The organism is Synechococcus sp. W60.3 (assembly GCF_047502615.1).
In the GTDB taxonomy this organism is placed as follows: Bacteria; Cyanobacteriota; Cyanobacteriia; order Thermostichales; family Thermostichaceae; genus Thermostichus.
In genome coordinates, this window is sequence record NZ_JANSHJ010000002.1 from 21,646 (window position 1) to 42,482 (window position 20,837).

At 61.7% G+C, this 20,837-nt stretch carries 24 protein-coding genes; 11 read left to right on the forward strand and 13 right to left on the reverse strand.

Translation table 11 applies throughout. From position 1 onward, the window contains the following. Positions 1-12: 12 nt before the first annotated feature. Entirely contained in the window at positions 13-1,227 is a 1,215-nt protein-coding gene (locus NW846_RS00925) for an SLC13 family permease (RefSeq protein ID WP_011430221.1), read from the forward strand. A gap of 16 nt (positions 1,228-1,243) precedes the next feature. Here NW846_RS00925 and NW846_RS00930 read toward each other — a convergent pair whose 3' ends face one another. Then, complete coding sequence (locus tag NW846_RS00930) at positions 1,244-1,486, reverse strand: hypothetical protein (RefSeq protein ID WP_414346011.1); 243 nt, start codon at positions 1,484-1,486, stop codon at positions 1,244-1,246. Positions 1,487-1,805: 319 nt separating this feature from the next. Between NW846_RS00930 and NW846_RS00935 the strand changes: the two genes are divergently transcribed. Together NW846_RS00935 and NW846_RS00940 are read left to right on the forward strand one after the other, a co-directional pair. After that, entirely contained in the window at positions 1,806-2,093 is a 288-nt protein-coding gene (locus NW846_RS00935; RefSeq protein ID WP_011430225.1) for a hypothetical protein, read from the forward strand. A 161-nt stretch (positions 2,094-2,254) separates the two neighbouring features. Then, positions 2,255-2,566, forward strand: a complete 312-nt coding sequence (locus NW846_RS00940) for a hypothetical protein (RefSeq protein WP_414346013.1) — start codon at positions 2,255-2,257, stop codon at positions 2,564-2,566. Positions 2,567-2,569: 3 nt separating this feature from the next. Here the strand turns inward: NW846_RS00940 and NW846_RS00945 are convergent, their stop codons facing one another. Continuing rightward, entirely contained in the window at positions 2,570-2,746 is a 177-nt protein-coding gene (locus NW846_RS00945; protein WP_414346015.1) for a hypothetical protein, read from the reverse strand. 306 nt (positions 2,747-3,052) lie between these two features. Between NW846_RS00945 and NW846_RS00950 the strand changes: the two genes are divergently transcribed. Next, positions 3,053-3,853, forward strand: a complete 801-nt coding sequence (locus NW846_RS00950) for a DnaJ domain-containing protein (protein ID WP_099812143.1) — start codon at positions 3,053-3,055, stop codon at positions 3,851-3,853. Here the strand turns inward: NW846_RS00950 and NW846_RS00955 are convergent. The 4 genes from NW846_RS00955 to NW846_RS00970 are packed head-to-tail and all read right to left on the reverse strand — an operon-like array spanning position 3,850 to position 5,910. Further along, positions 3,850-4,581 (reverse strand): chorismate pyruvate-lyase family protein, encoded by a 732-nt coding sequence (locus tag NW846_RS00955; protein WP_414515126.1) that lies wholly within the window; start codon positions 4,579-4,581, stop codon positions 3,850-3,852. The genes NW846_RS00950 and NW846_RS00955 overlap by 4 nt on opposite strands. A gap of 21 nt (positions 4,582-4,602) precedes the next feature. After that, positions 4,603-5,106, reverse strand: coding sequence for an AbrB family transcriptional regulator (locus tag NW846_RS00960; RefSeq protein WP_228375487.1), 504 nt, complete (start codon positions 5,104-5,106; stop codon positions 4,603-4,605). Then, positions 5,103-5,552, reverse strand: coding sequence for a Fur family transcriptional regulator (locus NW846_RS00965; protein ID WP_011430231.1), 450 nt, complete (start codon positions 5,550-5,552; stop codon positions 5,103-5,105). The genes NW846_RS00960 and NW846_RS00965 overlap by 4 nt, the downstream gene beginning before the upstream one ends. A 34-nt stretch (positions 5,553-5,586) precedes the next feature. Next, entirely contained in the window at positions 5,587-5,910 is a 324-nt protein-coding gene (locus tag NW846_RS00970; protein WP_011430232.1) for a DUF1825 family protein, read from the reverse strand. Between the two features lie 151 nt (positions 5,911-6,061). Here NW846_RS00970 and cobT point away from each other — a divergent pair, with 151 nt between their 5' ends. Continuing rightward, positions 6,062-7,189, forward strand: a complete 1,128-nt coding sequence (cobT, locus tag NW846_RS00975; protein ID WP_011430233.1) for a nicotinate mononucleotide-dependent phosphoribosyltransferase CobT — start codon at positions 6,062-6,064, stop codon at positions 7,187-7,189. Here cobT and clpS read toward each other — a convergent pair. The 3 genes from clpS to NW846_RS00990 form a co-directional block, all read right to left on the reverse strand. Then, positions 7,138-7,443: an ATP-dependent Clp protease adapter ClpS gene (gene clpS, locus NW846_RS00980; RefSeq protein WP_011430234.1), complete on the reverse strand. Its 306-nt coding sequence runs from the start codon at positions 7,441-7,443 to the stop codon at positions 7,138-7,140. The genes cobT and clpS overlap by 52 nt on opposite strands. Before the next feature lie 203 nt (positions 7,444-7,646). Beyond that, positions 7,647-9,407: a hypothetical protein gene (locus NW846_RS00985; protein ID WP_414346022.1), complete on the reverse strand. Its 1,761-nt coding sequence runs from the start codon at positions 9,405-9,407 to the stop codon at positions 7,647-7,649. A 145-nt stretch (positions 9,408-9,552) separates the two neighbouring features. Then, positions 9,553-9,948, reverse strand: a complete 396-nt coding sequence (locus NW846_RS00990; protein WP_099812140.1) for a hypothetical protein — start codon at positions 9,946-9,948, stop codon at positions 9,553-9,555. Between the two features lie 90 nt (positions 9,949-10,038). Here NW846_RS00990 and NW846_RS00995 point away from each other — a divergent pair, with 90 nt between their 5' ends. From NW846_RS00995 to NW846_RS01005, 3 genes are all read left to right on the forward strand, one after another. Continuing rightward, positions 10,039-10,713, forward strand: coding sequence for a RibD family protein (locus tag NW846_RS00995; RefSeq protein WP_011430237.1), 675 nt, complete (start codon positions 10,039-10,041; stop codon positions 10,711-10,713). Positions 10,714-11,320: 607 nt separating this feature from the next. Beyond that, a complete protein-coding gene (locus NW846_RS01000; protein WP_011430239.1) occupies positions 11,321-11,521 on the forward strand; it encodes a DUF2811 domain-containing protein in 201 nt (66 codons plus the stop codon). Between the two features lie 169 nt (positions 11,522-11,690). After that, positions 11,691-13,493 (forward strand): tetratricopeptide repeat protein, encoded by a 1,803-nt coding sequence (locus NW846_RS01005; RefSeq protein WP_011430240.1) that lies wholly within the window; start codon positions 11,691-11,693, stop codon positions 13,491-13,493. Here the strand turns inward: NW846_RS01005 and rpaB are convergent. The 3 genes from rpaB to deoC form a co-directional block, all read right to left on the reverse strand. Continuing rightward, the gene (rpaB, locus tag NW846_RS01010) at positions 13,463-14,194 is read right to left on the reverse strand and encodes a response regulator transcription factor RpaB (protein WP_011430241.1); all 732 of its coding nucleotides are present in this window, start codon (positions 14,192-14,194) and stop codon (positions 13,463-13,465) included. The genes NW846_RS01005 and rpaB overlap by 31 nt on opposite strands. A 453-nt stretch (positions 14,195-14,647) precedes the next feature. Then, the gene (recO, locus tag NW846_RS01015; protein ID WP_011430242.1) at positions 14,648-15,553 is read right to left on the reverse strand and encodes a DNA repair protein RecO; all 906 of its coding nucleotides are present in this window, start codon (positions 15,551-15,553) and stop codon (positions 14,648-14,650) included. Continuing rightward, positions 15,550-16,251 (reverse strand): deoxyribose-phosphate aldolase, encoded by a 702-nt coding sequence (gene deoC, locus NW846_RS01020; protein WP_414346027.1) that lies wholly within the window; start codon positions 16,249-16,251, stop codon positions 15,550-15,552. The genes recO and deoC overlap by 4 nt, the downstream gene beginning before the upstream one ends. Positions 16,252-16,434: 183 nt before the next feature. Between deoC and NW846_RS01025 the strand changes: the two genes are divergently transcribed. Continuing rightward, entirely contained in the window at positions 16,435-16,806 is a 372-nt protein-coding gene (locus tag NW846_RS01025; protein WP_011430244.1) for a YtxH domain-containing protein, read from the forward strand. Then, a complete protein-coding gene (locus NW846_RS01030) occupies positions 16,803-17,330 on the forward strand; it encodes a hypothetical protein (RefSeq protein ID WP_011430245.1) in 528 nt (175 codons plus the stop codon). Before NW846_RS01025 ends, NW846_RS01030 begins: the two co-directional genes overlap by 4 nt. A gap of 3 nt (positions 17,331-17,333) precedes the next feature. Here NW846_RS01030 and metG read toward each other — a convergent pair whose 3' ends face one another. Next, positions 17,334-18,884 carry a methionine--tRNA ligase gene (gene metG / locus NW846_RS01035; RefSeq protein WP_414346030.1) on the reverse strand — a complete coding sequence of 517 codons (1,551 nt, stop codon included), beginning with the start codon at positions 18,882-18,884 and terminating at the stop codon, positions 17,334-17,336. A 76-nt stretch (positions 18,885-18,960) separates the two neighbouring features. On the opposite strand from metG, the gene NW846_RS01040 reads away from it, so the two are divergent. Next, on the forward strand, positions 18,961-20,832 hold the full coding sequence (locus tag NW846_RS01040) for an FAD-dependent oxidoreductase (RefSeq protein ID WP_414346032.1): 1,872 nt from the start codon (positions 18,961-18,963) through the stop codon (positions 20,830-20,832). Positions 20,833-20,837 lie beyond the last annotated feature (5 nt).

Below are 20,837 nucleotides of genomic sequence, written 5' to 3' on the forward strand. Positions count from 1 at the left end.
AGAGGCTGGCAGGTGCAACAAGCGCTGTCTTGGCTGGTGCTGCTCCTGAGCTATGTCGGGCTGGGGCTGGGATCCCTGCCCAGGCTGCGCATGAACCGGGCCACGATTGCCCTGGCGGGATCCGCTTTGCTGATTGCCCTAGGAACAGTGCCGCTGCTGGAGGCTTGGGCAGCCATCGACGCGACCACGATTGTCTTTCTCCTCAGCATGATGGTGGTGAACGCCAGCTTGTCCCAGGGCGGCGCCTTCCAGCTAGCTTTGCTGGGCCTGATTCGGGTTAGCCGCAGTCCCTTTGGCCTTTTGCTCATGCTGGTGTTCGGCAGCGGGCTGCTCTCGGCCTTTCTCCTCAACGATACCCTGGCACTGGTGTTTACCCCCCTCACGTTGCAGGTGACAGCCGTGCTGGGGCTGAACCCTATTCCTTACCTCTTGGGCTTGGCGGCGGCCACCAACCTAGGGTCTGTAGCCACCCTGAGCGGCAACCCGCAGAACATCCTCATCGGCTCCTTCTCCGGGATCGGCTACCTGGAGTTTGCCGCCCAGATGACCCCGATTGCCGTGGTGGGGCTGCTGTTGGAGGTGGGGCTGCTGTGGCTCTACTACCCCGAGGTGCGCTCGCTGCAGCCCTTCGCCCAGGTGCCTTGGACGCCGCTGCGCCTCTATCCCCCCCTGTTGCGCAAGAGCGTGGCCATTACAGCGGGCCTGTTTGGGGCCTTTGTGGCCGGCCTGCCCCTAGCGGAGTCGGCCCTGGTGGCGGCGGCCTTGCTGCTGATTACCCGCCGGCTGAAGCCGGAGCGGTTTTTGGGGCAGGTGGACTGGAACTTGCTGGTGATGTTCTCCGGGCTGTTTATCCTGACACGGGCAACCCGAGAGCTGCTGGCCGGCTGGGGAACGAGTCTGGGGCCCTGGGCGGAGCAGGTGGCGGGATCCCCGTTGGCGCTGCTGGCCGCTGTCGCCCTCTTGTCCAACCTCATCTCCAACGTGCCGGCGGTGCTGCTGCTGCAGTCGCTGCTCCCGCTGCAGGGAAAGACGGCCTGGCTGTTGCTGTCTGCCGGCTCTACGCTGGCCGGTAACTTGACTCTGTTTGGGGCAGTGGCCAATTTAATTACCGTCGAAGCGGCAGCTAGAAAGGGGTATGTGTTAACGTTCGGGGAACATCTCCGCTTTGGCCTGCCCCTGACGCTGCTTACCCTTGGGTTTAGCGGTCTGTGGCTGGGTCAGCCCTGAGCCTTGCCGGGAGCCCTCACTGGGCACTAAGGGCGGCCAAAAGCTCATCTGCCAACAACACTGCCGTGTAGACCAAAGCCTGTCGCTGCTCAGGCGAGAGATTGCCAATGGCAGTTTGGGGATTGCTGAGCATGCCCTGCAACACCCTGCTGGCCACGTATTCCCGTTTGGAAACGCCGGGGCTAGAGATGGTGGGGTTATCCAGGGAAAACTTCTGGTGGTGCTCGAAGGGAAAGGCATATTCAGAAACTACCGGCATGGCTCCACTCCAAACCTGGACTCTACGCTGCGCTTGGCCTATTTTCGCATTGTCCCTTGCGGGGAAGCTCCAAAAACAGATGCGCCGTACGCCTATTTGCTTCACCTGAACCGCGTGCGGCATCCCGGCTCCAAAGAGCTTGCCCGTCGCCTGGAGCAGGCGGCCAGGGAGCCCTCCAGTTGTTACCCTGGGGCTCCGGCAGGGGCAGCAGCGTTAGCGACAGGATTGGGCATTCCCAAAAAGATGCAGGAAAATCAGGAGAAGTTGAGCCGGGATCCCAGACCCACCGGCTCTCCATCTCGTTTGCTGAGGAAACCCGATGCACGACCTGGACAGTTTGCCAGAACCGGTAGCCGATGCCCTAATCAAAAGCCTGCTTACAGATGTGGAGCGGCTGATCAACCAGCACGGTTTGTCGGAGGTTTTGGTGGGGTTGGCCATGTATTGCAATGTGCAGTTCAAGGCCAAGTTCAATAAACCCAACCGCACCGAAAAGGATGAGGAGCTGGGATTTTACTTCCGCGACGCCGCCAAAGCTCTGGAGGTAGCGGCCAGCCTCACCTATCGCACCATCGATCGCTCTCGGCCCACCTCGCCTGGCACCTAGACTTTAGGGATCCCTTTTCAACCCTCACCCCCGGCCCCTCTCCCAGCCCTCACCCCCGACCCCTCTCCCAAAGGGAGAGGGGAGTTGGCGAGCGCTCCGGGGTGGCAAGGGATCCCCCTGAGTTTTTATGCTGGTGGGCGAAAGTTGCAGTGAGGCCGCGCGTGAGAGTTGTCTGGGAACGCAGCATTTACGGGGGCAATGTCCGGGTGCCCTGCATCGTCTGCGGTGGATGGGCCGCCCCTATCCCAAAAAAGGGGCAGCAGGTGTTGCTGGCGGTGGTCTATAACGACCGCGGCCAAATCTACGGCGAGATCTGCCGCAGTTGCCTCAGCCTGGGGCCCAAGGGCATCAAAGAGTATCTACGAGAGCGGATTGCCCGCCTGCGCAGGCAACTGCAAGACCTAGAGGAGCTGGAACGAGGAGAGGTGCAGTTGCCCACCCTGGAGCAGGAGCTGAGCGCCTACTTGGATTAACCGCTATACCTTCTTCTCGACCGAAACCTGCAGCCAGCAGCCCAGCTCGGCGGCCAGCCATTGCAACTCCGGATCGTGCAAGTTCTTCAGCTTGTACTTGCAAACGCCCGCCCAGATGTTCAACTGTGGGCCCACCTCTACCCGATCCCCATCGCAATCGCGTCGGGTATGGCGCGGCATCAGCTCCAGCCGGTGAGGAGATCCCGCGCCAGGCGGGTGGGTCTGCCGCTGCACCTGCTCAGCCGCCGCTCCGGTCGATGCCGCTGCTGCCAGGGTGGGCGCTCTGAGACCATATCCCCTCGCTTCTGGGGCTTCTAAACAGGGATCCCTTGAGAAAGTTGTTCTGGATCCCAGAATCATCCCTGGAAAGCCTGTCCGCAAGCCCCCACGCATGGGCCAGCAGCTTTCCCGAAACGGGGAGGATATGCTGGGCGACAGAGAGGGATCCCCACTTGCCGAGGCGATGGTTTTCTAGCTGAGTCTTCCATGTCTACTCCGTCTGTTTTCCCCACCTACTACCAACAGTTGGGGCTTTCTCCCCAAGCCAGCCTGGAGGAGATCAAAGCCGTCTACCGCCGGCGGGTGCGCGAGATTCATCCGGATCGTCTGCCTGCCGATCTCCCCGAGGGGTTGCGGCAATTGGCCCAGCGAGAGTTTCTTCAGCTCCAACAGGCCTACCGCGTCCTCAGCGACAGCCGGCAGCGCCGGGCCTACGATCTCAGCCTCCAGCCTTCTCCTTTGCCGGTGCCGCAGCCGACCGTGGCCCCTGCCGGTTGGCTGGCCCTCTTGAGCGCTGTCTTGAGCGGAGCTGCTCTCTGTTTGGCAAGCTTGGCCCTTTGGAATGCTCGCATCCCGGCCCAAGGTTTGGATGTGGCCGGCAAAACGGCTGTTGTTGGCGCCCCTCAGTTGTCCGGCAACGCGGATCCCTCCCTGGCCACCGTCCCCCAGACATCCGAGACGGGCAACGCCTCGGAAAGGAGGATCTCGGCCCCAGCCGCCCCTTCTGAAGACTTCTTGAAGCCTTCCCCAGAGCAGGTCGACCGCTTCGCCCGCGCTCTGCTGGCGGTGCAGCCCCTTCTGGCGGCCACCCAAACTCGCCTGCAGCAGGCCAAGGGCAGCGAGGAACGTCGGCAAATTGAACAACAGTTTGAAACCGCAGCCGCCAAGATCATCGCTGCCCATCAACTGACCCCAGAGGACTATCACCGCATCTCTGCCAGCGCCCAGTCGGATCCGGGTGTGGCAGCCGCAGTCACCGCAGCCGTGCGCCGCTGGATGTCGCCCTAGCCCGACAAGACCCTGGCCTGTAGGCGGGAAGAAAAAACTTCGTAAATAACAGTCAAAGGCTGGCCTCGGTGCAGCAAAAGATAATGCCTAGCCCAAAAAGGGCCGCGACAGTTGAGCAGCCGGGCAACTGGCTCGGCTTCGCCATAGTAGAGGCGACGCACTTCGCGAAAGGTCTCCAGTTTTTCTTGGATCAGATTTTGGCCAATGGGCAAATCGGGATGGGGCAAGTATTGGGCCAGATGGTCGGAGTTCCACCAAGAGGTGGCATAGAGCAAGGGCTGCTGAGAGGTTGCTCCACACAGCCAAACCCGCCGCCGCAGCAAGGGGGATCCCAGCCGCGCCAGATCCTTGGTCAGCCGTTGCATGGACTGGGGGGCGGCGCTCTGCTCTGCCAGCAGCTCGACCCGGCCCGTGTCGAGCAGATGGGCCTGAATCGGCTCTTGGGTCAAGGCAGCCAGAGTGCGGGTGGTCAAGCCATCCCCCAAAAGCAGCAAGCGCAACACAGGATCCACCTGCACCAACTCAGGCTGTAGCGGATCTGCCTCCCCCTGCCAATACAGTTGCAGGGGCCACCAATCGCCTTGGCTAGAGGAGACGTTAGAACAGAGGGCAGCGCTCCAAGGGGATCCCGCAGCGTCGCCATGGCAGGTGAGTGAAGAAGGGAAAAGTTCCAAGGCGGAGGTTGAGTTGTTAAGTTCTGTATCGCTCCTTAGTCTAGCCCACCCCATGTCTCTGCTCTAGGGATGTTCCTAGCTGGTGCCCGGCTGGATCAGCAGCCGTACCAGCCAGGGGACGACCACGATGACGCTGATCAGGCGGGCCAGGTGCATGACCACCACCGTGCTGGCTTGCGCCCCCATGTCCAGGGCTATCAGGCTCATGTCCGAAATGCCTCCCGGAGCGGTGCCCAAGATGGCGGTCAGGCGCTCGATCCCCAGCCAACGGGAGATCAAGTACCCCGACAAAACTCCCGTGCCCACCGCAATCACCGTACAGAGCAGGGCCGGTCGCCACAGATCTTTCAAGGCCAACAGCGTATCGGCGGTGAGCTTGCTGCCCAAAAGAATGCCCAGCACCACCTGCATGACAAAGCGGATCCCGGCTGGGGGAGTGGGGATCGGGATCGCTCCCCAAACATTGACCAAACCCACTGCTACCATCGAACCCACCAAAGCTCCTGCCGGCAGCCTCAGCTTGACTGCAATCAGGGCGCCCGCCAATCCGATTAACAGCGTCCAGAGATAGTTCATCATTGCGGTTTGGCCTCAAGGCAAGAGGATCGCTGTGAGCCAGGGTTGGAGCTGCTCTCCCCACGGCATTCGGCGCAGATCCCGTAGAAGTCAAGCACATGGTACTCGATGACAAATTGGTAGCGGCTGGCAAGCTGCTCCTCCAGGTCTCCCACTGGGCAATCCGGCAGAGGCACCACCCGCCGACATTCGGTGCAAATGAGGTGATGGCGGTTGTGGCCGTTGCTGGGCAAAACCTGATAGTAGGTCTGCTGATCTCCCAAGTTGACCGCTTGCAGCTTGCCCTCGTTGCGCAGAGCCTCCAAAGCCCGGTAGACCGTGGCCAAGCCAACGCTATGGTTGGCATTGCGCAACTCCAGGAAGATCTCTTGGGCCGAGAGGGGCCGCAAGCTCTGCTTCAAGACTTCCAGGATCAGTTTTTGGCTGCGGGTCTGGCGGGAGGAGGACATGATCCCTTTTCGTTCTGAGGGGTCACCAGCAAGGTTAGCGCTCGGCGTCGGCCTCGGCTTTCATGCGCTCTAGGGTTTGGTGCATTTGGTCGAACATTTGGCTGAGGGTGAGCCCAAACCCCCCAAGCTGGGTTTGCAGTTGTTTGATGGTCATCTGAGCCATAAAGTCGTCGGAGAGCTCCAGCCGCTTCATGAAAATGCGCTGCCGCTCCAGCAATTCTTCCATTCGCTCGATGAAGATTTTTTTGCCTTCCCGGTCGAATTGGCCGTAGCGCTCGCCAAGTCGCATCAGGTTTTGGAAGTCCTGAAACAGCTGCTTGGCTTCTTCTTGAACGATCTCCGAGTCGAAGAAGCTCATGGCCTTTCGTCTGCCCTAAATAAACTGCATTGGGTATACCCATCCTATCCGATCGGGTTGGGGGGTCGCAGTCCCTGCCGTTTTCCGGCCAGTACGGGATCCCGTCCTTCGCTTGGGTGGAGAATGGAGTTTTGACCTGTCTGCCCCGCTTATGTTCCCCTTTCCTGGTGTGAAGGCTTATACGCAGCCGTCTTTGGCCCAGCAGTGGTGCCAACGGGTGCAGGGATCCCGACCGCTGTTTTTGGCCTGCCTGGGGTTTACGGAAACGGCCCTTATTCCCGGCATCTCGGCTGCCGGCGCCACGCCCTCCTTGCGGCGCTACACGGCCCTTGCCGATGGAGAGGTGTTGCTGGGGGACTATTCTCACCGCCTGCCCACCTCTCCCGATGGCTATCCTTCACCGGTGGTGATCAGCCGCGCCGTCCTGAGGGAGTTGGGGATCCCCTGTCGCGTGTTCGACTGTGGTTTGCCGGAGCCTCTGCCGGGGGCAGAAACGGTCAGCGCCAGGGGAATAGCCCGCTGCTTGAGCACAGGGCAGGCTCTGTCTTTGGAGCAGGTGGGATCCCTGTGGCAGGAGGGGTATGAGCGGGGATCCCGGCTGGAGTCGAGCTACTGCGTCATCGGAGAATGTGTGGCGGGAGGCACCACCACGGCGCTGGCAGTGTTGTTGGGGCTGGGCTGGCAAGCAGAGGGCATGGTCAACAGCAGCCACCCGGTCTGTAACCACGCCCAAAAGCTGGCCTTGGCCCGGCAGGGATTGGCCAGACTTCCCGCCAGGGCTACCGCCCCAGAGGTGGTGGCCGCTGTGGGGGATCCGATGCAGCCTTTTGTAGCCGGGCTGGCGATGGCGGCAGCCCAGCGGGGGCCGGTGCTGCTGGCGGGCGGCACCCAAATGCTGGCGGTGCTGGCCCTGATGCGGCGCTGGGGGGAAGAGCAAGGGATCCCCTGGCCCCCGGAGAATGTAGCCATAGGTACCACCCGCTGGGTGGCCGAGGATCCCTCGGGCAATACGGTGGGTTTGGCGGAGCTGCTGGGCGAGGTTCCCCTTTTGGCCACCCAACTCAGCTTTGCCCAAAGCCGCTATGCCCCCCTCCGGGCCTACGAGCGGGGCTATGTCAAGGAAGGGGTGGGGGCGGGTGGGCTGGCCATTGTCAGCAGCCTCTATGCCGGCTGGGGCCAGGCAGAGCTACTGGCCGCCGTTGAGCGCAGCTACGAGCAGCTCGTGCTTCAGGCCGGCTCCAGGGGGGCCATCGTCAGGCCCTCCCGCAGCAACTGTTGATGGTAGAGCTCTGCTTGCTCTTGCGGGCCGACCCAAACCACCGCCTGCCCTTCGGCATCCACCTGCACGGTCAGTTGCCGTGCCAGGGGCAGGGTCATGCCGGGGATGTACTTGAGCAAGCATTCGGTAACATGCTGAAAGGTGTTGAAATCGTCATCCAAGACGATCACCTTGAAGTGGGGGTAGGGCTGGCGAACCCGGGTTCTCGACGGAGACGACTGCTGAGCAGGTCGAGTGGGAGCTTCCGTGGTCATAGCAGCAGAACTCAGGACAACATCTGGATACCTAGGTCACATTCAACTTTCTCAACAGCCAAAAATCGGTCGCTGTTGATTCTGAGTCCATTCTAGTTCCTAGTCTCCAGTGGACGCATGGGGTCTGCCGGCAGCCCGTATTTGCCTTTGGATCCCTTGCCGGTGCAAGAGATGGGAAAGAGGTGCGGATCCCCGATCCGCTCTCACAACATCAGCTCTTGCCGCAGGGAGCGACGGGGCTTTTTGCCACCGAAGTGGCGCTCAAAATAGAGGGCGGTGGCTTGCGACAGGATCCCGGCTTCGACAAGCGCCTGGCAGAGGGATCCCCCAGGGGGTAGGTGCTCTTGGATCTGCTGGATTTGCGCGGCGCTGACCAGCCCCGAAGCCTTAAGGTAGTCGGCCACGTGCCGTCCGCCTGCCAGGTAGACAGAGTAGCCGTCTTCGCTGAAAAACTTGACTGTCTCCGGCTTGAGGCCGCTGTGGTGGGTCAGCACGTCTGTGAAAGTGCCGCCCTCTGTTTCCCAGGCGTGGAGGACTGTTTCGATGCCGGCGTTGTCGAGGAGACCGGCTGCGCGCAACTGGGTCAAGATCCGCCGCACCCAAGGGTTGGCCCGCTGCAGCGCTTCCAGATCTTCTTCTCCCAAATACTCCTGAGGCGGCAGCTCGGCATCTGCGGTCGATTCGGCCACGCTCGCAGTTTGGGTAGCCGGGGCAGGCGACGGCGTCCGGTTGGCCTGCACTTGGGCCTGGAGCTGGCGCACCTGCTCTCGGGCCTGTTGGAGCTGGGCTTCGGTGGACTGCAGATGGCTTTGGGTGGCTTGCAGTTGGGCTTGGACTTCCTGCAGGCGTTCTTGAGTTACCTGGAGTTGGGTCTGGGCTTCCTGAAGTTCCCCCCGCAGCCGGTGGATGGTCTGGCTGGCTTCTTGGCGGGCGTGGGCCAGGTCGGCAATGAGGCGGGCCTTCGTCGATTGGGCCACTTGAAGCTGGTGCTGCTGCTCCTGCAGCGATTGGCTGAGAGCGGCCAATTCGGCTTCCTTGTGCTCAAGAGCCTGGCGCAGTTGAGCCTCAGCTTGCTGATGCTGCTGCAGCCGGGATCCCAACTCTTGCAGCTTGAGCTTGGCCTGAGATTGCCATTCCGTCAGCTCGTGGCAGTGGCGCCGCAGGGTCTCCAGCTCGGCCTGGGCAGCTTGCAACTGCTCGGCCAGTGCCTGGACTTGCGCGGATCCCCGATCTTGCTGCGCTCGGAGCTGCTCCTCCAACTCCTGAATGCGCTGCTGGGCAGCCCTGTGTTGCTCGGATCCCTGCTGGATTTGAGCCGCCAGTTGGGCTTCCAACTCGGCAATGCGCTGTTGCTGCTGGCGGGATTGAGACTCAACGAGCTGCTGTCGCTCCCGCTCCAGTTGCGCTTCTAGGGCGGCAACCTGCTCTTGGTAGCGCTCCAGTTGGGCTTGGTATTGCGCGGTAGCTTTGTGAACTTGCTGCGCCACCTGCAGCGGCGAAGCGTAGAGGGGGGGCTGATCCGGAATGGTGGACCACTGCTCCAGCATCACTTCCCAACTGTTGGCAGCTCCTCGCCGTCGCCGGAGCTGCTGCTGCTTGTCGAGGGCCCACTCCAACCAGTGGGGCTGCACCCAGCCCTGCTGCACCAGGATCTGCCCCAACTTGCGCTCAGGGTGGTGCTTTTGCTGAAGCAAAGCTTGATACACGTGCTCCAGTTCCAGATACCCATGCAGCACCAGGATCTCGCCGATGCGCACCAACTCGACCGGGATAAAGGGATAGAGATCTTGCGGGGCAACCCAGCCGTGCTGCATGCACAGCTCCCCCAACATCAAGGGGTTATCCGCCTTTTCCCACATGGCCTGAGCCAACTGGGCGGGGGTGAGCAACCCCGCTTTGTTGAGGGCTTCCCCCAAACGGATCTCAAACTTTTCCTGGTCGGCTGCAGCTAGGGGAGGGTTCATCGGGCTCCTTCGCTGTGACTAGTAAATCTAGTACATCTCTCGTAGCAGAAAACCCTTGAGGAAGGGAGATTTAAACCTACAAGTTAGCTCGATAAACCGCGGATCCACGGATTTTATTGCAGCGCCCGCTTTGGTTAATTCCTGCTCAGGAGGGCTGTTGTTCTTGGCGTCGGGCAAACTGTTGCAACTGCCTCAGGAGCAGCAACTGCCCCAGTCCAAGGGGCAGGAGGGAGACGGCCTCAACCCGGAGCTGTACCCAGCCGTTGCCCCACATCCAGTCGCAGTAGCCATCGGCTCCGCCCCACATTAGTAGGCGTAGCCGTTTCGGCAGCAGGGTTTCCACCTGGTGCGTGATCGAGACGGGGCCCCACTGGACGGCAAAGGTGCTGCCCAGCTCCAGCCTAGCGGGCAGGGATCCCTGCAACTGCTGCGGCCAGAGCCACTGCTGCAACAGCCCCACCTCGGTCAAGCAGCGCTGCAAGGTCGAGGAACTGGCCTCGACCTCGATGCGGATGGTGGAAGATTGGAATGTCCCGAGCATACTTATCCGGCTGAGGCGACCCCAGAACCGAAGCGGCAGCCGGGGCGACAACTTCTAACTCCATTCTGGCCAATTGTTCGAGAGTTGCCTTTGAAAACAGCTCGTCCTCACGTGGTTGCCATCCTGGCCCAGAGTCTGGACGGCAGGATCGCCACCCACCGCGGGCAAAGGCCCCACTTCGCCAGCGCCGAAGACCACCAGCACCTGGAAACCCAAGCTGCCCGGCAACAGGCTTTGATCATGGGGGCGGCCACGCTGCGGGCCTACGGCACCAGCCTGCGCATCCGGGATCCCGAGCTCATCCAACGCCGACTCCAGCAGGGCCTCTCCCCTCAGCCCCTGACGATCATCTGCTCCGGCAGCGGGGAGATTCCTGAGGATTTGCCGTTTTTTCGCCAGCCCCTCACCCGCTGGCTGTGGACAACTCCCCAGGGATCCCGGCTTTGGCAGAACCGAACCGGCTTTGAAGAGATCTGGGTGGCTGCCGATTGGGATCTGCCGGCACGGCTGGCGCGCCTGCGCAGTTTGGGCATCGAACGGGTGGGGTTGCTGGGCGGGGGCCGGCTTTTGGGGGCGTTTTTGCAGGCAGGGGCCTTGGATGAGCTGTGGGTGACCCTGGCGCCGGTGCTGCTGAGTGGGTATGCCGATGCGCCCGCCAGCATCGAGGGCTGGCAGCTGCAGGGATCCCCGCCCCAACTGGAGCTGCTGGAGTGCCACCGTGGCTCTAAGGAGCTGTTTTTGCGCTACCGGGTCGAGTGGCCCTGAGGGGGCTCGCGAGAAAAATTTTTGGACAAATTTAGATTTCTCAGAAATCCACAGGTTTTCCCCAGACTTTCCACAGAGAGGAGGCCTGTTTTCCACAGGCCTGTGACCTCAGGAAACGGCAGCGAGGGTTTTTGTGGAAAAGTCCAAACTGGAAAGTTCAGACGGATACACCTTGAGAAACGCAACGGGATCGCGCCGTTTTTGCCGATGGCATCAAAGCCGGCGGCGGGCTTGAACAAACTTGGAGCCGCTGCCCAGGATTGACACCCCCCATGGGGCAGAGGGCAGAATAGCCGCACCTGAGGTGAGGGGGAGATTTTCCTGGCAGCTCTCCTCAGAGGCAAAGAACCCTTTGCCCAAAAACTCTATCCCTTCTCCTGCCTGAGACAAGGCCAAGGGGCAGTTTGGTATCCTCTGGCCGCTGCCGGACGGGCTAGGGGCAAACTTCTACACACTGTCTTGCTTTTGGCGGGGCCGATGCGGCCCCCGGCGTACCCAAGTTAGAGAGCTGGGTTGGCTTGTTTTTTCCCTTCTGGGCAGGCCCGGTTTTGGCCGGCTCCTTAGGTTTTCTTGGTTTCCCTGTTAACCCCGAGTAGGTGGTTGGGCTATGGATTCTCCCACCGTCAGCATTTTGAGCGAAATTCCCGAGGAGCTACACGACACCCTCAAAAACTACCTCTCTCGTCACCCCGATTGGGATCAAGATCGGGTCGTAACGGCAGCGCTCTCGTTATTCCTGCTCCAGAGCGGAGACACGGATCGGCGCGCTGCCCGTATTTACTTAGACAGCCTGTTTCGCCGCAACTGAGCCCTCGCAAGGCAAGCGCCGAGGATGGCCCGATTCAGGAGCGGGGGGGTAGGAACGCTCTGTCAAGAACGTCCTATTCACCTGAACTGTTAACCTGAGTAGGGAGATGTCCCGCTGTTGCTGAATACCGGCGGGAAGGGCAAAAAAGGGATCCACCAAGGGAAAAACCGTGCCACAGGGCTTTGGGCGAGGAAAGGGCGACCGGCAGACGGCTGGGCCAAAAGGCCTAGGAAGAGGCTCCGGTCTATCCCCCTTCCCTTCCCCAGAGGCGACCCTGGCGCTGGCCGAGCGCCACCGACAAGCAGGGGATCTGGAGACAGCACTGCACCTCTGCCGGCAGCTTACCCGGGCCCATCCCCACCTGTTCGCCGCCCAGGCGTTGCTGGGATCCCTCTATCTGCAGATGGGGGATCCCCGCCAAGCTTTGACCCCTTTGCAACTGGCGCTGCACCTACGGAGAGATTGGGTGCCGGCCTGGCAGGAGCTGGGCGATGCCTGGATGCTGCTGGGCAACCCGGAGGAGGCGGCGCGCGCCTACAAGCAGGGGCTGGCCTTTGCCCCTAACGACGGGCAACTGCTCTTCCGGTTGGGCAGTTGTTGGCTGGCTTTGGGGAAACGGGAGCAGGCGATTGCAGTGCTGCGACAGGCGGCAGCGGCCCAACCTCCTCAGGCTTATGCGCTGGCAGCTCTGGGCAATGCCCTCCTATTCGACAACCAGCTTGCAGAAGCCGAAGCCTGGTTTCGCCGCGCTCTTGTCCTGGCGCCGCAGGAGGGGCGGATCCTCGTCAACCTCGGCCACTGCCTACACCTGCAAGATCGCCTGGAGGAGGCCGCCGACTGTCTGCTACGGGCCATCCCGCTGCTGCCAGGGGAGGCGCAGCCCCACAACAACCTGGGCACCGTCCTGCAAGAGCAAAACCGACTCGAGGCCGCTATCGAGGCCTATCGGCGCGGCCTGCAGTTGGCCCCCGACTGGCCGGAGATCCACTACAACCTGGGCACGGCCCTGCTCACCCTGGGCCGCTACGAGGAGGGGTGGCAGGAGTACGAGTGGCGGCTGCAGCGCCAGGGAGCGGCCTACCCCTGCTTCCCTTTGCCCCTGTGGACGGGATCCCCCTTGGGCCGGCAGACGCTGCTTGTCTACGCCGAACAAGGGCTGGGAGACACAATTCAGTTCGCGCGCTACCTGCCCCTTTTGGCCGCCGCCCATCCGCAGGCCTCCCTCTATTTCCGCTGCCCTCACTCCCTAGTCGAGTTGCTGCGAGCCTCCTTTCCTCAAGTCCAGGTCATTTCCGATACGGATCCCCTGCCCCCCTTCGACTGGCACCTGCCCTTGCTTAGCCTGCCCCATCGCCTGGGCACCACGCTGGAGACAATTCCCGACCGCATCCCCTATCTGGTTTGTCCCGATGGGAGCTCCGCCTGGCCGGAAGATTGGCCAGAGCTTCCCCAGAGGGGGATAAAGGTGGGGCTGGTGTGGGCCAGTGGCCGCCGCGACGACCTCGCCCTCAGCCGGGTGCAGAGGTTAAAAAGCTGTTCTCTTAACCTCTTCCTCGAGTACCTTAATCTGCCCCAGGTGCAGTGGGTTAGCCTGCAGGTGGGTGAAGATCTAAGCCAGGTAGAACCCCTTCTCAAGCAGCACCAGGTGGTGGAGCTGGGATCCCGTTTCCGGAATTTTGTTGATACTGCTAGGGCAGTTGCCCAGTTGGATCTGGTAATTAGCGTCGATACTGCCGTTGCCCACCTGGCTGGGGCGCTGGGCAAGCCGGTGTGGGTGCTGCTGCCCTTTGCCGCTGATTGGCGCTGGCTACTGCAGCGGCAAGACAGCCCCTGGTACCCCAGGGTGATGCGCCTATTCCGCCAAGAAGCCCGCGGCAACTGGGTTGGTGTGCTGCAACAGGTGCGGGCAGCCCTGGAAGAGCTACTAAGGGGGATCCCGTCCTACTCCTCGCCTTTTGGAACGATGCGCTGAAACAGATAGCCGGTACCGCGGGCTGTCAGGATAAGCTCAGGGTTGCTCGGGTCATCCTCCAACTTGGCCCGCAGCCGCGAGATGTGGACATCCACCACCCGCGTATCCACGTGGCGCTCCGGCGTGTAGCCCCACACCTCTTGCAAAATCTCGGCGCGGGAAAACGGCTCCCCCGACCGGCTGACCAGCAGCTCCAGCAAACTAAACTCCATCCCCGTCAGGCGGATGCGCTCGTCCCGCTTGTAAACCTGCCGCTTGTTGGTATCGATGCGAAGATCCCCCACCTGAATTACCCCTGAGCTGGGGATCCCTTCATGGGACGACCGCGCCACCCGCCTCAGCACCGAACGAATGCGGGCCTCCAGTTCTTTGGGCGAAAACGGCTTAACCACGTAGTCGTCTGCCCCCAGTTCCAAGCCAGTAATGCGGTCGGCCACGTCCCCCAACGCCGTGAGCATGATGATCGGGATGTCGGATTCTTTGCGCAACTCCTGGCAGACCCCGTAGCCATCCAGCTTCGGCATCATCACATCCAGCACCACCAGGTCAGGATCCTGCTTGCGAAAAACCTCCAGCGCCTCCTCTCCGTCGGCAGCAGTAACCACGTCGTACCCGATCATCGAGAGGCGGGTCTCCAAAATGCGGCGGATGCTGGCCTCATCATCGACCACGAGAATCCGTTCTTTGCGCTGGGCTTCCACGGTGCTGCAACTCCTAAACTTCTAAATGAAAAGGATTGGAAAAAATTGAGGTGAGCGCGAACTCGAGGTGGTCAGATGCAGCCTCCTCAGGGGCTCCTCCTGGAGGGGTGGACTCACCCCGGGAGCTGCAACGCTGCCAAACCCTTGTTTGTCGGCAACGGAAACCGCAACCCAAGGATGGAGCTTCAGAAAACAAACACCGAAGGCTCGCCCGGCAGTCGATTCAATCTTGTTAAAAGCGCCAACTTCAACTTCACTTGCTCCTGCTCGGTAGCACAGGTGTGGCACTCCTCCCCAAACGCTACCCCGGTCGACCGCCGCCAAACCTGAGAGGCCTTCGTAAGAAGTTACTAAGAGGTTACTTTCTACCACCCAATTTATCATCCAGAAGCGGCTGCTAACCCGCCTTAACCCTTTATTGTGCAGCTATTTTGCTCGACTTGATACATACCTTCACAACTTCTTCAGGTTGCTGCCAAGCGTTTCGGAATCCTCCTCAGAAAAAGCTGCTGCCGCCACTGGGGATCCCTGGCCACTGGGGGTAGGAGGGAGGGTTTCGGCAACAGGGACAGAGTAGCAACTGGCCAGCAGGCCAGCGGAACGGATTGCGCGGTCGGCATGCAGCTCCAAAACCCGCCGCAACAGACGTTCTGCCGCCAGCCAACTTGCCAGAGGCAGCGCACGCTCGGCCAGCGAGGGCAAGGTCGGGTTGGGCAGGGATCCTAAGGCCTGCAGGACAGAACTGGAGACCCAGGCAACTGGGCTGAGCCGCTGCGCCAGCCGACAAGGATCGCAGACCAGGCCACCCGCGTGGGGAGAGAAGAAAGCCTCACCTGCTAACTCCTCCCCACAGGAGTAGCAGGCTTGTACTGAGGGGGCAACCCCCCCCACCACTAAAAGGTGGTAGAGCCCATGGACAAGGAGCGGCAAAACGGCCTCTGTCGCAGGGGCCTGCTCGATGCGCTCCAGATGCTCCACCAGCAGCACAAACAGCTCTTCCTGGGGCTGGTTGGGCAGGGCCAAAAGCAGGGCCACCTCTGCCAAGTACTGCGCCGCCGTCAGATGGGCCAGGCTGCGGCCAAGACGGGGAAAACTCTGCAGGGTTTCTGCCTGGGCGATGCGCTGGAGACACTGCGAGGGATCCGTTTGGGCCGACCAACGCCCCCGCGCCACCAGCAGATCGTTGACAACAAAGGGCTCCATCCGCCCTCCCCACTTGGAAAGCTGCTTACGGGATCCCTTGGCCACCGCCCGAATCAAGCCCTGCTCGCGGGTCAAAATAGTAATGATCCGATCCGCCTCCCCCAGCGGCATCGCTTTGAGGTTAATACCCGTCACCCGGTAGGTGACCCCGCTCATGGGCCGCCGGCTCCTCTAGCCTCCAGCTCTCGCATCAGCTCCAGCCCCCAGGAGGTGCCGATGCGGCTCGCCCCCGCGGCGATCATCGCCTCCGCCTGCGCCACGGTGCGGATGCCGCCGGAAGCTTTGACTCCCACCCTGCCGCGGCTAAGCTGCCACAGCAGTTGCACATCGGCCGGTGTCGCCCCTCCCATCCAGCCGGTGGAGGTCATCAAGAAGGCAACTCCCGCGTCCATGCAGATCTCGGCGGCCAGCTTTTTTTCCTCGTCAGTGAGCTGGGCAGTTTCCAAAATGGCCTTGACGCAAACCCCCGTTTCTTCCACCAGTTGGGCAATCTCGGCATGGAGGCGATCCAGCTCCCCCGCCTTGAGCCAGGCCAAGTTGATGCGGACATCCAGCTCCCGGCACCCCTGCTCCACCGCCAGTTGAGCTTCGTAGAGCTTGACCTCCGCCGTGTTGGTGCCCAGGGGAAACCCCACCACTGTGCTCACCCGTACTGGCGACCCGTGCAGCCGCTCAACCACCCGCGGCACGTAGCAGGGAGGCACACAAAAGGTGGGGAAGCCATAGCGCAGAGCAATTTCACACCCCTGGTCGATCTCCTCTGGGGTCACCATCGGCAGCAGCAGGGTATGGTCGATGTACTCCGCCAAGTTGATCGGGACGTCTGCCAGGCCCTTGGGCTCCAGAGAGAGCATCAGTTGCCAGATCCCACAGCACTACCTCTACTTTAGCCCCAAGGATCCCGGAGAGCAGCCGCAGCAGCCAATCCCCCCTACCCCTGAGATTTCAGCCAATTCGACGCCTCCACGGCAAAGCACAGCATCATTTGATAGTCTGGTTTGGGGGCCACCTGTATCCCCCCTCAACCCTGGCAAGGCATGGCGGAAAACCGGACTGGCGCGTTTGTCGGCGGGCTGCTGTTGGGAACGGCGGTGGGCACGGTCATCGGTCTGCTTTTGGCTCCCCGCAGCGGACGGGAGACGCGGCGACTGCTGAAAAAATCGGCAGAGGCCCTGCCGGAAGTGGCAGAAGACGTGACCACCAGCCTGCAATACCAATCGGAAAAGCTGCTCGACTCCGCCCAAAAAAGTCTGGATGAGGCCCTGCTGCGGCTCCAGCAGGCAGTGGCGGTGGGCAGGGAAGCCATGTTGCAGAAACGGCAAGAGCTGATGCAAGCCCAAAACCTGCGTCCCCTCGCCCGGGAGGAAGCCGACTCAGAAGCCCAAGGTCGGGAGGAGGCAGCGCGATGACCGAGCCGGTATTTTGGTTGGGCCTCTCGGTAGGTCTGGTGGCAGTGGCCATTTTGGCGGTGATCCTGACCCTGTTGCCCGCCGTCATTCAATTGGGTCGAGCCGCCCAGAGCGTGGAACGCTTTTTCGACACGCTGCTGCGGGAGTTACCGCCCACGCTGGAGGCTCTGCGTCTGACCAGCTTGGAAGTGAGCGAGATCGCGGACAGCCTCGACGAAGGGGTCAAGGGGGCCGGACAGGTGGTGAAGCAGGTGAACCGCTCCCTGGAAGGGGCCCGCAAGCAAGCCCGCGGCGCTCAGGTCAATGTCCGCAGCTTTTGGGCAGGGGTACGGGCGGCCTGGCAGGCGCTGTCCAGCGAGACTCCCCCCACCGCCATGGGTAACTCTCAGCTGCGCTCGGGCCAGGCTGGCCGTTCTTTCTCTGCTGCTGTGCCAAGCATTTCCTTGGGAGATATGGGTCTTTCCGCCGGCAAGGCAACACCAGAGGGATCCCAGCCTTCCCAACCCGATGCCGCCAATTCTTAGGAGCTACTTGAGTATTCTCTGGAAGACGGGCACAGGAGGTTGGGGCTCTTGCCCAGGCGGAAGCCGGCCCCAACGGGCATCGGGATCCCAGCGCAGTTGTGCGACATCCTGCAAAGGAAACCCCATCTGCTGCAGGATCTTGAGGCTGAGGTTGGGAATGATGGGCGAAAGGGCCACGGCCACCCAGCGCACGCTTTCCAAAACGGCGTAGAGGATCTGGGCCACCTGCTCGCTTTGCCCTTGTTTGTGCAACGTCCAGGGGGCCTGCTCGTCGAGGTATTTGTTGCTGGCCTGGGCCAAGCTGAGAGCTTTGCGGGCGGCAGAGCTGGGATCCAGCCGCTCGTAGGCGTCGACCACTGTCGGGGCCAGGCGCTCGGCCAGGGTTTTGAGGGGGTGATCCGCAGGGATCTCGACGGCGGGGATGCGGTAGTCGGGCTGGTATTTTTTGAGCATATTGAGGGTGCGGTTGAGCAGGTTCCCCAGGTCGTTGGCTAGGTCAGCGTTGAGAACCTCGATGAAGCGGCCCTCACTAAAGTCTCCATCCTTGCCCAGCTCAATTTCAGTCAAGAAATAGTAGCGCACGGCATCGGCACCGTAGCGCTGCACCAGCTCAAAGGGATCCAGCGTGTTGCCCAGGCTTTTGCCCATCTTGAGGCCATCTTTGGTGAGAAAGCCGTGGCCAAAGATCTGTCTGGGCAGCGGCAGCCCTGCCGACATGAGCATGGCCGGCCAGTAGATGGCGTGGAAGCGGACAATGTCTTTGCCCACTAGGTGCACATCGGCGGGCCAGTAGCGGCGCAAGGCGTTTTCCAGCGTCGGCTCGTCCTCGGGATCCACGGCGGCGCTGAGGTAGTTGATGAGGGCATCAAACCAGACGTAAAGGGTTTGGCTGGGATCCGCCGGGAAGGGGATCCCCCAGGAGACGCTGGGGCGAGAGATGGAGAAGTCCCGCAGGCCCTGCTTGACAAAGTTGATCACCTCATTGCGGCGGCTTTCTGGTTGAATGAACTCCGGGTGCTCCGCATAGAGGGCTTCCAGTTTTTCCTGGTAGCGAGAGAGGCGAAAAAAGTAGTTTTCTTCGTCTTTCCACTCCACTTTTTTGTTGGGGTGAAGCGGGCAAAATCCGCCTTCTAAGAGCTCTGACTCGTCCTTGAACTCCTCGCAGGCAACACAGTACCAGCCCTGCTGCCGGCCAACGAAAATATCCCCCCGATCCCACACTCGCTGGAAAAACTCCCGCACAATGGCTTTGTGGCGAGGGTCGGTGGTGCGGATAAAGCGGTCGTAGCGGATGTCCAGCAACTGCCAAAGCTGGGCAAACTGGGCCGCGATCTCGTCGCAGTGCTGCTGCGGGGGAAGGCCGCGCTCTTCGGCGGTGCGCTGGATCTTCTGGCCGTGCTCGTCGGTTCCCGTTACCATCAGCACATCCTTGCCCCGCAGGCGATGGTAACGGGCGATGGCATCCGCCGCCAGGGTGGTGTAGGCGCTGCCGATGTGGGGGGCAGCGTTGACGTAGTAGATCGGCGTGGTGATGACGAAGGTGGAATTCGGCATGAGCACTCGCAGCGCTTTCCCCCATGATAAAAGTTGCCGGAAAGTCCGACAGGCCCAGTTACGGGGCGGAGGTGGGATGAAACTTCTGTTCAACCTCAAGGGATGGGGCGGCGGCCTTGTGGGGGCCGGGATCCTGGGCGCCGGGGCGGCTCTGGCCCAGCCCTTGTCGGAAACCCGCATCCCCTGTGAGATCTTCATCGCCGGGGGCGGGCTGGGGGGGGTGGCAGCGGCCTACGAGGCTCTGCAACTGGGCCGACAGGTGTGCATGACCGAGATCACCGACTGGATTGGCGGCCAGGTGAGCGCCCAGGGGGTCTCGGCTTTGGATGAGCGGCCCTTGCAGCGGGAAAACGAGATCTTTCCCCAGGGCTATAGAGAGTTTCGCCGCCGGGTGCGGGAAAAGTACGGCGGTGATCCCAATCCCGGCAAGTGCTGGGTGAGTGTGCTCTGCTTCTCGCCCCAGGTGGGCCACCAGGTCCTGCGGGAGATGGTGGATCCCTATCTGCAGTCGGGGCAGTTGCGGCTGTTTACCGAGACGGTGGTCAAGGACTTGCAGATCGAGGATTACCAAATCCGCAGCGTGCAGGCCATCCGCAACATCCCCAAACACGCCGGCGTCCAGCCGGAGAATCGGGGGGATCTCTCCAGCTACTTTCTGGATTTTTACCGCCTAGAGCCCACCGAGGATTGGGACAAAGAGATCCTGCGCTTTGAGCCGCCGCCAGAACGCCAAGGCAAAACCCTGCCCTGGGTGGTTATCGATGCTACCGAAACCGGCGAGCTGCTGCCCCTGGCGCGAGTGCCCTACCGTCTCGGCACGGATGGGGAAAGCCGCTGGGAGCCCAGCTCCAAGCCCTACAGGGATCCCTATTGCACCCAGGGGTTTACCTACACCTTTGTCATAGAGCGCTCCGCTGTGCCGCAGGTGCCCATCAAGCCAGAGTTCTACGACGATCCCCTGCACGGCCCCTACTACAGCTTTGAACACCCGCGCTTTAACTTCGGGAGGGTCTTTACCTATCGCCGCATTCGCGGACAGGTGTTTGGCTTTGGGGAAGAGGCCATCCGCGTGGGGGATCAATCCATGCAGAACTGGACCTGGGGCAACGACTGGCGCATCACCGGGCCAGAGATGAACCTCATCCTCACTCACGAGCAACTGCAAGCCTCAGGCCAACTGGATCCCGGCGGCTGGATGGGGGGCTTGCGGGTGGAGGCGCTGCGGCGGGCCGAGCAGCATGCCAAGGGCTTTTTCTACTGGCTGGTGGCGGGGCGGACGGATTTTCTGTTGCAGCAGGCGGATCCCGACTTTCAAAAAGACTTTTACCTGCGCTATGCCTACCTGCGGGGGCCCGATAGCCCCATGGGAACTGCCAGCGGCCTTTCCAAGTACCCCTACATTCGCGAGTCGCGGCGCATCATCGGTCGGCCCAGCCCTGCCTACCCGCAGGGATTTACCATCTACGAGTCGGATATCACCACGCGAGAATCGGAGCTCAATCGCGGGCGGCCCTTTATTTTCTACGACTCGGTGGGGGTGGGCCAGTACCCCATCGACTTTCACGATTGTCTATTGCCGGATTTTTCCCTGCCCCCCAGCCACAACCAGGATGCCCAGGCCCCCAGCTACCCCTACCAGATCCCACTGCGGGCTTTGATCCCCCAGCGCATCGACAACCTCTTGGCCGGCAACAAGAACATTGCCACCAGCCGCATTGCCAGCGCCTCCTATCGGGTGCACCCGGTGGAATGGGCCATCGGCACAGCCGCCGGCCACACGGCCCACTTTGCCCTGGAGCGGGATCTGATCCCGGCGGAGATCCTGCGCGAGCCGCTGCTGGACTTGCGGCTGTTGCCGGCTCTCCAGGCCCAGATCCAGAGCCTGGACAATCCCATCCAATTTCCCGGCACCACCATCACCGCCACTGAGTGGGCCCAATCTCGCTAGCCTAG